We start from the raw sequence: 14,586 nt of genomic DNA, 5'->3' as shown, positions 1-14,586 counted from the left end.
AACGCCGTTAAACTGCGATCGGCAATTTAAACCCTTTGTTTACCTTAACCCGTCCGCCAACAGCCCCATCAAGAAAAGCCGTCATTGCGAGCGAATGCGAAACAATCCAGTTCTTGGACAGATTCTGGATTTCTTCGTCGCTTACGCTCCTCGCAATGACGAGCTATTAGACCGCGCCGTGTGCTTCGACGTAGAGCGCGTAAAGCGAATGGCAACTCGCCATGAACAGGCGGTTCTTTTTGGGACCGCCAAATGCCAGATTGGGACAGCGCTCCGGCAAGCGAATGAAACCGATCGCCTTGCCTTCCGGGTTGAATACTTTCACGCCGTCGAGCTCTTCGCCCTTGCTGTTGGGCGCGCCGGTAGAGCCCCAACCGCACCAGAGATTGCCCTCGGTGTCGGCCCGCATTCCGTCAAGCGCGGTCGCCCCACCATCGATAAACTTGGTCTTGTTCGACAACGAGCCGTCGGCGCCGACATCGAATGACCAAACCAGCCGGTTCGGCTGCGCCCGTGACTCGATGATGTAGAGCTTCTTCTCATCCGGCGAGAAGCAAAGCCCGTTCGGCCCCAAGAGATCCGCGGTCACCAGACCGAGCTTGCCGTCGGGCGAAATGCGATAGACCGAGTGCGGCAGTTCCGACGTTTGCTTGTCGCCTTCCCAATCGCCGCCGATGCCGAACGGCGGATCGGTGAACCAGATCGAGCCGTCGGATTTGCAGACGATGTCGTTCGGCGAGTTGAGACGCTTGCCGTTGAAGTTATCGGCAAGCACGGTGATCTTGCCGTCATATTCCGTGCGCGTGACGCGGCGCGTCAGATGTTCGCAGGTGATCAGGCGGCCCTGGCGGTCGCGCGCATTGCCGTTGGCGAAATTCGACGGCTGGCGAAACACGCCCCAGTTTCCGGTAGACTGGTCGTAGCGCATGATGCGGTTGTTCGGGATGTCGCTGACGAGCAGATAGTTGCCGTCGCCGAACCACACCGGCCCTTCGGCCCAGCGCATGCCGGTCGCCACTTGCTCAAGGGTGCTCGAGAAGATCCGGTACTTGGCAAAGCTCGGATCGAGGATTTCGACCGAGGTGTCGGGATAGCGCTGGTTCGGCTTGAATTCGAAAGACTGGGCGTTGGCACTCTTCGTAACGGCCAGCGTCGCGGCGGCAGCGCCAGCGGTCGCAAGTACATCCCGGCGGGTGACGGTCATCGGCTTTCCTCCTGAGGTCATGCGGTCGTTCCGCCTGGGACTGGCCAGAGCCGGTTCTCATTGCGTCGCCGCTTGGGAGGGGGAACCTAGTTGAGGTTCCACGGCAGGTCCAGACGACGCAAAACATGGGCTATTGCGGTGCAAACATCGCGAGCGCGGAGTCACAAAAGAAAAAAGGCCCCGCCATTCTGGCGAGACCTTTCTCCGGGGCTGACATTTGCTTGAGCTAGATCCGGAAATGGATCGAGCTCGAACCTGACAAGTTAGCGATCCCGGTCCGGGCGCTCTTGGCCCTGGCGGTTCGGATCCTGCTGCTGCTGTCCGGGCTTCTGACCACCGCCCTGCTGCTGACCCGGCTTCTGCCCGGGTTTCTGGTTCTGCTGGCCGGGATTCTGGTTTGGATTGGACATTGCGATCTCCCTTGTTCAAGTCGCAAAGGAGACAACCGGGGAACCCCGACTTGGTTGCGTGGAAACTCTCTGTTCCGGCGCATGTTTTATCGGCCTTGGTTCCCCGGTGCCCAACACGAAAACTTCCTCTGTACAAGGCCTTAAGTCGTGTTTGAGTGCTGTTGCCGCCTCAAGTTCCCGCTGTTAGAAAACGAAAGTGACGCGACGTCCGGCTGCCGGAGCCTTTCGCTGTGTCAGGAGAAAAAAGCGCCATTTTCGAAAGCGGCAAACCTCGTTCCATTTTGCCGGAAAATGCGCCAACGATCGGCAGCGCATGGAATATTTCGCCCAGCAATTGATCAACGGCATCGTTCTAGGTTCGATCTACGGCCTGATCGCCATCGGCTACACCATGGTCTATGGCATCGTCGGCATGATCAATTTCGCCCATGGCGACATCTTCATGATCGGAGGCTTCATCGCCCTGATCACCTTCCTGATCCTGATCTCGATGGGACTGACCGCGATACCGCTGGTGCTTCTGATCGTGCTGCTGGTGTCGATGGCGGTTACCGCGCTCTATGGCTGGACGGTGGAGCGTATTGCCTATCGGCCGCTGCGGCATTCCTTCCGCCTTGCGCCGATGCTGTCGGCGATCGGCATGTCGTTCGTGCTGATCAACTACTCGCAGATTTCGCAAGGCGCACGCGTCAAGCCGGTGCCGCCGATCATCACCGGCGGCTACAGCCTGCTCGAGCGCGACGGGTTCGTGGTGCGCCTGTCCAATGCGCAGATCATCGTCGTCCTCACCACCGTTGTACTGCTGGCGATCTTCACCTGGCTGGTGTCGCGCACCCGGCTTGGCCGCGACATGCGCGCCTGCGAGCAGGATCAGACCATGGCGGCACTTCTCGGTGTCGACGTCGATCGCACCATCTCGATGACGTTCGTGATTGGCGCGGCACTCGCCGCCGTCGCCGGCATGATGTACCTGATCTACTATGGCCTCGTCGATTTCTTCATGGGCTTTGTCGCAGGCATCAAGGCGTTCACCGCGGCTGTCCTCGGCGGCATCGGCTCGCTGCCCGGCGCGATGCTCGGCGGACTTCTGATCGGCCTCATTGAGACCATGTGGTCGGCCTATTTCTCGGTCGAATATAAAGACGTCGCCGCGTTCTCGATCCTGATCGTGGTTCTGATCTTCCTGCCGACCGGCCTGCTCGGTCGCCCCGAAGTCGAAAAAGTCTAAGGGATAACCGCGTGACGGGTGCCGCAACCGACCTCACGCAAGCCTCGCGCCGCGAAGGCATCGTCTTCATCCTCAAGAAATCCTTCATCAGCGCCCTCGTCGCACTGGTGCTGTTCTCGCTGATGATCGGCATCCGCACCGAAGCAGGCCCCACGGGGCAACTGATCTACTGGACGCGGTTCGACGATCTCGCTTCCATCGTCGCCATCGTCTTCGTCGGCAGCATCGTCGTTGAACTGTTGCGGCAGTGGTGGGGACCGGTCGGAACCACGCGGAGCCTTCCGCCCACCATGCAACGCGCGCTCGCAACCGCCGGACGCGCGCTCCCGCCCTTACTTCTGCTCTTCGCGCTGGCGGTGCCGATCGTTTTCTACGACCAGCGCTATGTCATCGACACCGGAATCCAGGTCCTCACCTATGTGATGCTCGGCTGGGGCCTGAACGTCGTGGTCGGCCTCGCCGGCCTGCTCGACCTCGGCTACGTCGCCTTCTACGCCGTCGGCGCCTATTCCTACGCGCTGCTCGCCACCAATTTCGGGCTGTCGTTCTGGATCTGCCTGCCGCTCGCCGGCGTTCTCGCCGCATGCTGGGGCGTCCTGCTCGGCTTTCCGGTCTTGCGGCTGCGCGGCGACTATCTCGCCATCGTGACGCTGGCGTTCGGCGAAATCATCCGCCTTGTCATCATCAACTGGCAAAGCCTGACCGGCGGCCCCAACGGCATTTCTCCGATCCCGAGGCCGACGCTGTTCGGCATCCCGTTGACCGCAGGCGAGGATGGTCTGGCGGCACGGCTTGGCTTCGAGTTCTCGCCGACCCAGCGCATCGTGTTTCTGTTCTACCTGATCCTTGCGCTGGCCCTTCTCACCAACTGGGTGACGATCCGCTTGCGGCGTTTGCCGATTGGTCGCGCCTGGGAAGCTTTGCGCGAAGATGAAGTCGCTTGCCGCGCGCTCGGCATCAACATCACCACGACCAAGCTCACGGCGTTTGCGACCGGCGCGATGTTCGGCGGCTTTGCCGGCGCCTTCTTCGCCACGAGGCAAGGCTTCATCAGTCCGGAGTCCTTCACCTTCCAGGAATCCGCGCTGGTGCTCGCCATCGTCGTGCTCGGCGGCATGGGCTCGCAGCTTGGGGTGGCGCTTGCGGCGCTGACGCTGATCGGCGGGTTTGAGCTGTTTCGCGGGTTCGATCAATACCGCATGCTGGTGTTCGGTCTGGCGATGGTGCTTCTGATGATCTGGCGGCCGCGCGGCCTGATCGGCCATCGCGCGCCGACGGTTTTCCTGCGGCAAAGCACGGCGATCTCCTCCGAACTGGCCAGGGAAGGACGGGGATGAGCGGCGAAACCATCCTCGAGGTCGAAGGCCTGACCATGCGCTTTGGCGGCGTGGTCGCCGTCAACGATCTCTCGTTCTCCGCGCAGCGTCACAAGATCACCGCGCTGATCGGACCGAACGGCGCCGGCAAGACCACCGTTTTCAATTGCACCACCGGATTCTACAAGCCGACCTCGGGCGCCATCCGCCTCACGCATGATGACGGCCGCAACTTCGCCCTCGAGCGGCTGAACGATTTCCGGATCTCCAAGCAGGCGAAGGTCGCGCGCACCTTTCAGAACATCCGCCTGTTTCCCGGCATGACCGCGCTCGAAAACCTGATGGTGGCCCAGCACAATGCGCTGATGCTGGCCTCGGGCTTTACCTTTCTCGGCCTGATCGGCGCGCCGTCCTACCGGGCCGCCGAAACCCACGCGATCGATCAGGCCAAGCAGTGGCTGGAGCGGATCGATCTCTTGGAGCGAGCGGACGACGCTGCCGGCAATCTGCCTTACGGCGATCAGCGCCGTCTCGAGATCGCGCGTGCGATGTGCACCGGGCCGGCATTGCTATGCCTCGATGAGCCGGCCGCCGGCTTGAATGCGCGCGAAAGTGCCGGCTTGAGCGAGTTGTTGCTCTCGATCCGCGACCAGGGCACCTCGATCCTTTTGATCGAGCATGACATGTCGGTTGTCATGGAAATCTCCGACCACATCGTGGTGATGGATTACGGCGTGAAGATCGCCGAAGGCGCGCCGCGGGATGTCCGCGACAATCCGAAGGTGATCGCGGCCTATCTCGGCGCCGACGAACAGGAAGCCGCCGCCGTCATGGAGAGCAGCCCATGACCGCAACGTCTGTCTCGCCCCTGCTCGCGATCCGCGACCTTCGCGCCGCCTATGGCAAGATCGAAGCGCTCAAGGGCGTCGACCTCGACATTGCGCCTGGCGAAATCGTCGCCCTGATCGGCGCCAACGGCGCTGGCAAGTCGACGCTGATGATGACGATCTTCGGGCGGCCGAAGGCGCGCACCGGCCAGATCCTGTTCGACGGCCGCGATATCACGGGCGTTCCCACCCATGAGATCGCGCGGCTGCGCATCGCACAGTCGCCCGAAGGACGCCGCATCTTTCCGCGGATGAGTGTGGCGGAAAACCTGCAAATGGGGGCCGATGCCACCGATTGCAGCGAGGCTGAACGTAGGGACGGCCTCGACCGCGTGCTGGCGCTGTTTCCGCGACTGCAGGAACGGTTGACCCAGCGCGGCGGTACGCTTTCCGGCGGCGAACAACAGATGCTGGCGATCGGACGCGCGCTGATGAGCCGCCCACGCCTGCTTCTGCTCGACGAGCCGTCGCTTGGGCTAGCGCCGCTGATCACCCGCCAGATTTTCGATGCGATCCGCACCCTCAACCGGCAGGACGGCCTCACCGTTCTGATCGTCGAACAGAACGCCAACCACGCGCTGAAACTCGCCCATCGCGCTTATGTCATGGTCAACGGCCTGATTACGCTTCGGGGAACAGGCGCGGAACTGTTGCAGCGCCCGGAAATCCGCGCCGCCTATCTCGAAGGCGGACGGCATTAACCAGTGGCAACCAGCGGCATGCAAACAGGGCAAATCGACGTCCCGGCTGCTCAAATTTCCCGATGACTTCGCCGTAAAATCAGCCGACAATGCCGCTACAATCCCTGGCGAACGACCCGAGAGGATCTCTCATGAAATCAATCAAGCTTTTTGGCCTGGCAATCGGCGCTACGCTGGCGCTGTCGACGGCAGCGTTTGCGCAAGACGTTACCGTCGCCGTGGCGGGCCCGATGACCGGCGGCGAATCCGCCTTCGGCCGGCAGATGAAGAATGGCGCCGACCAGGCCGTGAAGGACCTCAATGCCGCCGGCGGCGTGCTTGGCAAGAAACTGGTGCTGGAAGTCGGCGACGACGCCTGCGATCCGAAGCAGGCTCGCTCGGTCGCCGAAAAATTCGCCAGCGCCAAGATCCCTTTCGTGATGGGCCACTACTGCTCGTCGTCGTCGATCCCGGCCTCTGAAGCCTACGCCGACGGCAACGTGTTGCAGATTACGCCGGCCTCGACCAATCCGCTGTTCACCGAACGCAAGCTCTGGAACGTCGCGCGCGTCTGCGGCCGCGATGATCAGCAGGGCCTGGTCGCGGCGGACTACATCGCGAAGTTCTACAAAGGCAAGAACGTCGCCATCCTCAACGACAAGACCACCTACGGCAAAGGCCTTGCCGACGAGACCAAGAAGGCGCTCAACAAGGCAGGCTTCACCGAAAAGATGTTCGAGTCCTACAACAAGGGCGACAAGGACTTCACCGCGATCGTCTCACGCATGAAGCGCGAGAACATCGATCTGGTCTATGTCGGCGGCTACCATCAGGAATCCGGCCTGATCGTGCGCCAGATGCGCGACCAGGGCATGCAGACCGTGCTGATGGCGGGCGACGCGCTCGCCGACAAGGAGTTCGCGTCCATCACCGGACCGGCCGGCGAAGGAACGTTGTTCACCTTCGGTCCCGACCCGCGCAACAAGCCGACCGCGAAAGCGATCGTCGAGAAGTTCAAGGCGAATAACATCGATCCCGAAGGCTACACCCTCTACACCTACGCCGCGATGCAGGTGTGGACACAGGCGGTAGCCAAGGCCGGCACGATCGACCCGAAGAAGGTCATGGATGTGATCAAGGCCGGTTCCTGGGACACGGTGATCGGCAAGCTCGAATTCGACGCCAAGGGCGACATCAAGCAGATCGACTACGTGGTCTATAAGTGGGATTCCAAGGGCGGCTACAGCGAGATCAACCCCAAAGGTTCATAAGCGTCATTTGATGGGCTCGAACGGCCCGTCGTCCGCAACTTGCCCTGACGCCCCGGTTCGCCGGGGCGTTTTCGTTCGGGCAGACCAGGAGCCAGAATTGAGTTCCACGGTTAAGGCATATCCCCACGAGCCGGCCTGATCCGCAATTTTCGGCGGCGCAGTAAGTTGCCGTCAACCAATCAGGGCCTTGGCGGCCATATCGACCTTGGCCTGAATCAAAATTCATGTAACCCTTCGGTTGAACGGACGAATTCCTTTGGAGAAGTCCATCGAAGAGGAAGTCATGGCGAGCATTCTCGTCATCGATGACGACCGGGCGGTTCTTACGACGATGAAGATCCTGCTTGAGCGCGCTAGCCATACGGTCGAGGCCGTCGACAACAGTCGCACCGGCCTGCAACTCATCGAAAAGCAGGGCTTCGACCTCTTGATCGTCGATATCTTCATGCCCGGCATGGACGGTTTTGAAACGATGAAGCAAGTGCATCAGTCGCGGCCGGACATGCCTGTGATCGTGATTTCCGGACAGCAGTTCAGTCTCGCGTCGGAACATGCGCCGGACTTCCTGCACATGGCGACACGGTTAGGTGCGGTTTCAAGCCTGCAAAAGCCGTTCAAGCCGTCCGAACTGCTGGCCGTGGTCAATGGCAGCCTGTCGAGCTCACAGGTCTTGCCCGGCCTGCACGGAAAAGTCCCGGCGGGCATTCCCTCCGAACGGCAATAGGGACAATATGAGACCAGCTACTGCGTTGCGCTGGCGGGGCGACGCGGCGGATGGGCACGAGTCCCATCAAGTACAAGCCGCTGGTGGAGTGGATTTGACATTCGCTACCCACCTGGCCGTGCGCTCGTCAAGCGAATGTCTAATCCAAAACTCCACGAGAAACTTATATTTGCTGGTGGTCCTTCTAATTCTAAGATTCGCAAAAGCGGTCGCTGAGAAGGGACGCGAATGTTAGAATTGGACCACTAGAAGAGGGGCAGGAGACCAAGGTGGAAGCAGGCGACGACCGCAATATTTTTCTTTCGACGCTGCCTGCCACCTCTCGCGACCGCACCATTGCCCTTGGCGTCGTCATCGTCTCGACGATTTTCTTTGGGGTCACCCTTCCTTTCTCGCGGGTGCAGCTGCCGCCGGTTCCGGCATTTGTCGCCAGCTACCAATCGGCGCTGGCGATCAACGATCTGATCACCACGGTCCTTCTGCTCTCCCAATTTTCGCTGCTGCGGACGCGGGCCCTCCTGGTGCTTGCCTGCGGATATCTATTCACCGCAGTTGCGGCGGTCGTTCACGCCCTCACCTTCCCGAATCTGCTCACCCCCACCGGCCTGTTTAACGCAGGGCAACAGACCACCGCCTGGCTTTACATGGTCTGGCACGGCGGCTTCCCGCTCTTCGTGCTCGGCTACGCCGCCTACAAGGGCAAAGGCGGTGGCCGCGAAATCAAGGGGTCGGTCACGGAAGCAATCGTCTGGAGCATCATTGCGGTCTTTGCCGCTATGGCACTGGCAGTTTACGCGGTGACGGAGCTGCACAACCTGCTGCCGGCACTGCTTGACGCCAAGGGAAACAGTCCGGCGCTCTATAGCGCGGCCTATCGGCCGGCGCTTTATGGCACGGCCCTGGGCGTTTTGCTCCTGAACTTTGCAGCCCTGGTCGTTCTATGGCTGCGAAGGCCACATTCGGTGCTCGACGTCTGGATCATGGTGGTGCTGTACGCCTGGCTGCTCGACATCGCGTCCTCGGCTTTGCTCAACGCCGGGCGGTTCGACTTCGGCTTCTATATCGGCCGTGTCTATGGGCTGTTCGCCGCCTGCTTCGTGCTGGCGGTGCTGCTGCTGCAAAACATCAACCTGCAGGCCCGGCTGTCGCGCCTGCTCTATGCCTTGCGTCGCGAGAGCGCCTCCGAGCAACGGCGCCATGGCGAGCGCGAAAAGCTGTTCAGCGCCGTGGTGGAGTCCTCCAACGACGCCATCATCACCCAAGCGCTCGACGGCACCATCACCGGCTGGAATCCCGCCGCCGAACGGCTGTTTGGATATACGGCGGTCGAGGCCATCGGCGAGCACGTCGACCTTATCGCTCCGCCTGAATTGCTTGCGGAGCTGCGCGACATTCTCGCGCGCGTCGGCCGGGGCGAGACCATCGCTCATCACGAGACCACGCGAAAGACCCGCGACGGCAAGCTCGTGACCGTTTCGCTTTCGATCTCGCCCCTGCATTCTATTTCAGGCGAGATCATCGGCGCTTCGAAGATCGCACGCGATATCACCGAGAGCCAGCGTACCCAGGCGGCGCTGACCCAGGAGATCGAGGAGCGGCAACGCATCTTCGAGACCTCGCAGGACCTCATCCTGGTCACCGACACCAAGGGAACGTTCGTCCAGGTCAGCCCGAGCTCGATGGCGATCCTGGGAATAAGGCCGGACGAAATGGTCGGGCACAGCGCGACCGAGTTTATCCATCCCGACGACCTCGACAGCACGCGGCAGGAGATGCGTTCGGCCCGGCGCGGTCACCTGATGCGCAACTTCGAAACCCGCTATCTCCACAAGGATGGGCATGCGGTGAACCTGAGCTGGATGGGAACTTGGTCGGAACCCGTTCGCCGCCATTTCTTCGTCGGCCGCGATCTCACCGAAAAGCAGGCCGCCGAAGCTCAGCTGCGCCAGGTGCAGAAAATGGACGCCGTCGGTCAATTGACCGGAGGCGTCGCTCACGACTTCAACAACATTTTGACCGTCATCACCGGCACGATCGGCATTCTCTCCGACGCCGTGGCCAACGACCCTCAGATGTCGGCGATCGCCAGAATGATCGACGATGCGGCCGAACGCGGTGCCAGTCTCACGAAACACTTGCTGGCTTTTGCACGCAGGCAGCCGCTGCAACCGCGTGAGATCGACGTCAACACGCTGGTTGTCGACACCATCAAGCTGTTGCGGCCGACGCTCGGCGAGCAGATCCAGATCAACCCGCAACTCGCGCAGGATTCATGGCCTGCGCTGGTCGATCCGAACCAGCTCACCACGGCCATCCTGAATCTCTCGCTGAACGCCCGTGACGCCATGCCGTCCGGCGGCACGCTCGTGGTCGAGACCAGTAATGTCCATCTTGACGACGGCTATGTCGCGATGAACAGGGACGTGTCGGTCGGCAACTATGTCATGCTCGCCGTGAGCGACACCGGTAGCGGCATCTCGCCCGAAAATCTGGAGCGGGTGTTCGACCCTTTCTTCACCACCAAGGAAGTCGGCAAGGGAACGGGTCTCGGCCTGAGCATGGTGTTCGGCTTCGTCAAGCAGTCGAATGGCCACATCAAGATTTACAGCGAGGTCGGCCACGGCACCACGGTGAAAATCTACCTGCCGCGCGCCACCGGACTGTCGGATACACCTGTGGAATCGCTCGCTTCGATGAGCATCGAAGGTGGCCACGAGACGATCCTCGTCGTTGAAGACGACACGCTGGTCCGTCGCTACGTCATCACCCAGATCCAAAGCCTGGGCTACAAGACGCTCGAGGCCAGCCGGGCCTCCGAGGCCCTCGATATCATCGATGGCCCCAAACATATCGATCTTCTCTTTACCGACGTCATCATGCCCGGTTCGATGAATGGCCGCCAGCTCGTCGATACCGCGATCGTGCGGCGTCCGGGATTGAAGACGCTGTTCACGTCAGGCTATACCGAAAACGCCATCGTGCATCATGGTCGCCTCGATACCGGCGTGCTTCTGCTCGCAAAGCCCTATCGGAAATCCGATCTGGCGCGCATGATCCGCCTGGCGTTGAAGAGCTAGTGTCCCGATGAACAATCTTCTTACCGATATCGCGGGCGTTCGCGTCGGCCACGCCGGCGACATGACCCTCGCCTCCGGCGTCACGGCTGTTGTCTTCAACCAGCCAATGGTCGCCGCGATGGACGTGCGCGGCGGCGGCCCCGGCACCCGTGAAGGCGCCCTGCTCGACCTCGCCAACACCGTGGAGCGGATCGACGCGATTGCGCTGTCCGGTGGTTCGGCCTTCGGGCTCGAGGCCGGCGGCGGCGTGCAGGCCTGGCTTACCGAACAGGGCCGCGGCCTCAATGTTCGCGGCGCCGTGATTCCGATCGTGCCCGGCGCGATCTGCTTTGATCTGCTCAACGGCGGCAACAAGGACTGGGGCCGCTTTGCGCCCTACCGCGATCTCGGCTACGCCGCGGCGGCCTCAGCCGCAACGAGCTTTACGCTCGGCAGCGTTGGCGCCGGCCTCGGCGCCTTGACCGCAAACCTCAAAGGCGGGCTCGGTTCGGCTTCCGCCCAAACCTCGGATGGCGTGAAGGTCGCCGCACTCGTCGTGGTCAATGCGCTCGGCACCGTCACGGTCGGCGACGGACCGTGGTTCTGGGCCGCGCCTTTTGAAGTTGACGGCGAATATGGCGGACGCGGTTTGCCTGAAACGTTTACGCCGGACATGCTGACAATGCGCATCAAGGGCGGACCTGCGGCAACCGCCGTCGAGAACACGACCCTCGCCGTGGTCGTCACCGATGCCGCACTCACCAAGACCCAGGCCAAGCGGCTGGCGATGATTGCGCAGACGGGGTTTGCCCGCGCGATCTATCCCGTGCATGCCCCGATGGATGGCGACGTGCTGTTTGCGGCAGCGACGGGCGAGCGTACGATCGATCCGCTGATCGGTCTCACCGAGCTCGGCATGGTCGCGGCCAACGTCGTGGCGCGCGCGATTGCCCGCGGCGTCCATGCCGCCGCAGCCCTGCCACTGCCCGGCGCGTTGCCGGCCTGGCGGGATCGTTTCGGAAACTGAATTTCAGCCGTCAGGCGCTGATCGAGAGGCCAAGCGGCACAGCCGTGGAATGCGTCAACTGGTTGATCGCGTTATACGTCGACGAGGCCGACTGGCTTTGCTGCGATGAGTTGGATGAAGACGAGCCGGAATCCAGCGCATCAGCGAAATCGGCCGATGACAGGCTCTGCGCGTCGAGCAGCGCGTTGGTGTTGCCCGACGCAGTCTGGCTGCTGCCGAATCCGCCAGCAGCGGAACCTGAAGACAGAGCGGCCGCGCTGTCTTCGGCGTCTGCCAGAATCGAGGCGAAGCCGGACGATTGGGACGACGATGACGGTTGCGGCGACGTCAAGGACTGGATGGCGTCGACCGCCGCCGAGGCGGCACCGATGGCAGGCAACATGGCACAAGCTCCAAATGGGCGCGTCACGCCCTCCGGTATCGGTCAGCAAGCGTCGTGCCATGGTAAAAAAGCCAATGAAATGATAGTCTTCGCTGTTCGTTAACGCACCCTTTGATCGGCAATTGGTGCCGCTTCGCGGCAGATTTTTCCGGTTCCTCCCCCTGCATTGCCGGCAAGACGCCCGCGTGTTAGGCGAAAAAGAGCGCGCGTTTGACGCGACTCCAAACAGCTATCGGAAGACAGCGCCGATGTCCGCTTCCTTCGTTCCCCGCCCCCTCGTCATTGCGCCATCGATCCTGGCGTCGGACTTTTCGAAACTTGGCGAGGAGGTACGGGCCGTCGATGCCGCTGGCGCCGACTGGATCCATCTCGATGTGATGGACGGTCACTTCGTGCCCAACATTTCCTATGGGCCCGATGTCATCAAGGCGATGCGCCCGCACAGCAAGAAGATCTTCGACGCGCACCTGATGATCTCGCCTTGCGATCCCTATCTCGAAGCCTTTGCCAAAGCCGGATGCGACCACATCACGGTGCATGCCGAGGCCGGTCCGCACTTGCATCGTTCGCTGCAGGCGATCCGCGCACTCGGCAAGAAGGCCGGCGTCTCGCTCAATCCAGCGACACCCATTTCGGCGATTGAATATGTGCTCGACAGCATCGATCTCGTGTTGCTGATGTCGGTCAATCCCGGCTTCGGCGGACAGGCTTTCATTCCCGCAACCATTGCCAAGGTGCAGGACTTGCGCGCGATGACGGCGGGCCGTCCGATCGACATCGAAGTCGATGGCGGCGTGGGCGCTGATAATTCCGGCGAACTGGCCGCTGCCGGCGCCAATGCATTCGTAGCGGGCTCGGCCGTGTTCAAGGGCGGCACCAAGGAAGCCTACAAGGCCAATATCTCCGCGATCCGCCAGGCGGCGGCGATCGCGCGCGTCGAAGCAATCTAGATCACCGGCATCGACCGATCGTCGGGCGTTTCTTTCCGCTCGCCCGCCTCCATCGCACGTGACGGCAACCTCACCACCGTCACCGTACAAGGCGCTTCGGTCGCGACCTTGGCCGAGGTGCTGCCGAGCAGCGTGCGCGCAAACGAACTTTGCCGCGCGCCGATCACGATGTGATCGACATGGTTGGCGTCGGCAAATTCCAGGATCGCGCCCGCCGGATCGACGGCCTCCAGCACATGCGCGGTCAAGCGGCTCTCATCCAGCTTCAGCGGCGCGGCCCAATGCTTCAGCGTGACCAACCGGCCGACATGCTTGTTGTTGCCCTCGTCATCGAGGGTGCGGTCGATCGTGACGCGGGCGAGCTTCAACACATTCAGGCAGGCAAGCCGCGCCGACGGCGAGGTCTTGAGGATTCGCTCGGCGGCGACGCGTAGCGCGTCGTTCAGTTCGTTCGATCCGTCGGTGTCGATCGCAACCGCAACGATCGGGCTTGCGGCGAGCTGCGCCGCCACGGCCGGCTTGCTCCGCGGCTCGATCGGATTACCGTTGAAGCGACGGCGCCAGACGGTCGAGAGCGGATCGCGCTTCAAGCGCTCGGAGCGCGCGGTCAACTTGATCTGGTCGGGATGGGCGAGTTCAAACGCCAGTTGCGAGGCGGTCGGATATCGCCACACCGGATCGATCTCGATGCAGCGCAGCACGATTTCCTGCAACCACGGTGGATAGTCGGCCCGCAGCTGGCGCGGCGGATAGGGATCGCGCCACAACCGCCGCCGCATCCCGGCCATCGTCTCGCTCTCGCCGAACGGCCGCACGCCGGTGGTGAAAAAATACAGCAGCACGCCGAGTGAAAACAGGTCGCTGCGCGGATCGTCGCGTACACCGAGCAGCCGCTCCGGCGCCATGTAGGGCGCGGTGCCATAGGGCACGCGGAACTCCTCCTGCAACAGGTCCGGTAACTGGTTGTGATGCGACAGGCCGAAGTCGATCAGTACCGCCTCGCCCGTCGGGCGAAACATGATGCTGGAGGGCTTGATGTCGTGATGAATGACGTTCTGCCGGTGCAGGTCGCACAAGGCATCCGCGATTTTCAGCGCGATCAGGCGCGCTTCTTCGTATGGCAGTGGCAACTCGCCAAGCCGGCGGTAGAGCGTCTGGCTCGGAATGCGCTTGACGACGACATAGGCATGCCGCGCAAAGTCACCGGCCGCGTAACAATGCGGCACGTGGACTCCCTCTAGTTTCGGCAGGATCATCTGCTCCATCTCGAAGGAGACGATGGCGGCGGGATCTTCGCCTTCCGAGATCCGTGGAATCTTCATCAACAAGGGAGCGGCGATGTCGTCGCGGGTCACACTCCACAGCGTCGCCATGCCGCCGCGGTGAACGCACTCACCGAGCGTAAAGCCGTCGATAATGGCGCCGGACTCGACCAGGAACTTCGCCATTCG

Annotated in this window: 13 protein-coding genes; 9 read left to right on the top strand and 4 right to left on the bottom strand. The window is 62.0% G+C overall.

Features of this window, described 5'->3' with window-relative positions:
- Nucleotides 1-166: 166 nt before the first annotated feature.
- Both BUA38_RS26610 and BUA38_RS37675 read right to left on the bottom strand, forming a co-directional pair.
- Nucleotides 167-1,204, bottom strand: coding sequence for an SMP-30/gluconolactonase/LRE family protein (locus tag BUA38_RS26610; protein WP_072822621.1), 1,038 nt, complete (start codon nt 1,202-1,204; stop codon nt 167-169).
- Nucleotides 1,205-1,467: 263 nt separating this feature from the next.
- Complete coding sequence (locus tag BUA38_RS37675; RefSeq protein WP_172806096.1) at nt 1,468-1,614, bottom strand: hypothetical protein; 147 nt, start codon at nt 1,612-1,614, stop codon at nt 1,468-1,470.
- A gap of 313 nt (nt 1,615-1,927) precedes the next feature.
- Here BUA38_RS37675 and BUA38_RS26605 point away from each other — a divergent pair, with 313 nt between their 5' ends.
- The 8 genes from BUA38_RS26605 (at nt 1,928) to BUA38_RS26570 (ending at nt 11,803) form a co-directional block, all read left to right on the top strand.
- Nucleotides 1,928-2,842 carry an ABC transporter permease subunit gene (locus BUA38_RS26605; RefSeq protein WP_072822619.1) on the top strand — a complete coding sequence of 305 codons (915 nt, stop codon included), beginning with the start codon at nt 1,928-1,930 and terminating at the stop codon, nt 2,840-2,842.
- Nucleotides 2,843-2,853: 11 nt separating this feature from the next.
- Nucleotides 2,854-4,179, top strand: coding sequence for a high-affinity branched-chain amino acid ABC transporter permease LivM (gene livM, locus BUA38_RS26600; protein ID WP_072822617.1), 1,326 nt, complete (start codon nt 2,854-2,856; stop codon nt 4,177-4,179).
- Nucleotides 4,176-5,006 carry an ABC transporter ATP-binding protein gene (locus tag BUA38_RS26595; protein ID WP_072822615.1) on the top strand — a complete coding sequence of 277 codons (831 nt, stop codon included), beginning with the start codon at nt 4,176-4,178 and terminating at the stop codon, nt 5,004-5,006. The genes livM and BUA38_RS26595 overlap by 4 nt, the downstream gene beginning before the upstream one ends.
- Complete coding sequence (locus tag BUA38_RS26590; RefSeq protein ID WP_072822613.1) at nt 5,003-5,746, top strand: ABC transporter ATP-binding protein; 744 nt, start codon at nt 5,003-5,005, stop codon at nt 5,744-5,746. Before BUA38_RS26595 ends, BUA38_RS26590 begins: the two co-directional genes overlap by 4 nt.
- Nucleotides 5,747-5,877: 131 nt before the next feature.
- The gene (locus BUA38_RS26585) at nt 5,878-6,996 is read left to right on the top strand and encodes a branched-chain amino acid ABC transporter substrate-binding protein (RefSeq protein ID WP_072822612.1); all 1,119 of its coding nucleotides are present in this window, start codon (nt 5,878-5,880) and stop codon (nt 6,994-6,996) included.
- Nucleotides 6,997-7,279: 283 nt separating this feature from the next.
- Nucleotides 7,280-7,720 (top strand): response regulator, encoded by a 441-nt coding sequence (locus BUA38_RS26580; protein WP_072826456.1) that lies wholly within the window; start codon nt 7,280-7,282, stop codon nt 7,718-7,720.
- A gap of 269 nt (nt 7,721-7,989) precedes the next feature.
- Entirely contained in the window at nt 7,990-10,797 is a 2,808-nt protein-coding gene (locus tag BUA38_RS26575; RefSeq protein WP_083587778.1) for a PAS domain S-box protein, read from the top strand.
- Between the two features lie 7 nt (nt 10,798-10,804).
- A complete protein-coding gene (locus BUA38_RS26570; RefSeq protein WP_072822608.1) occupies nt 10,805-11,803 on the top strand; it encodes a P1 family peptidase in 999 nt (332 codons plus the stop codon).
- Between the two features lie 10 nt (nt 11,804-11,813).
- On the opposite strand, the gene BUA38_RS26565 is transcribed toward BUA38_RS26570, so the two are convergent.
- Entirely contained in the window at nt 11,814-12,185 is a 372-nt protein-coding gene (locus BUA38_RS26565; protein WP_072822607.1) for a hypothetical protein, read from the bottom strand.
- 248 nt (nt 12,186-12,433) lie between these two features.
- Between BUA38_RS26565 and rpe the strand changes: the two genes are divergently transcribed.
- Nucleotides 12,434-13,135 (top strand): ribulose-phosphate 3-epimerase, encoded by a 702-nt coding sequence (rpe, locus tag BUA38_RS26560; protein WP_072822605.1) that lies wholly within the window; start codon nt 12,434-12,436, stop codon nt 13,133-13,135.
- Here the strand turns inward: rpe and BUA38_RS26555 are convergent.
- Nucleotides 13,132-14,583: a serine/threonine protein kinase gene (locus tag BUA38_RS26555; RefSeq protein WP_072822604.1), complete on the bottom strand. Its 1,452-nt coding sequence runs from the start codon at nt 14,581-14,583 to the stop codon at nt 13,132-13,134. The genes rpe and BUA38_RS26555 overlap by 4 nt on opposite strands.
- Nucleotides 14,584-14,586 lie beyond the last annotated feature (3 nt).

Source organism: Bradyrhizobium erythrophlei (assembly GCF_900142985.1).
Classification (GTDB): domain Bacteria; phylum Pseudomonadota; class Alphaproteobacteria; order Rhizobiales; family Xanthobacteraceae; genus Bradyrhizobium; species Bradyrhizobium erythrophlei_B.
The sequence above is the reverse complement of the archived record's forward strand: the minus strand, read 5'-3'. Positions and strand labels throughout refer to the sequence as shown.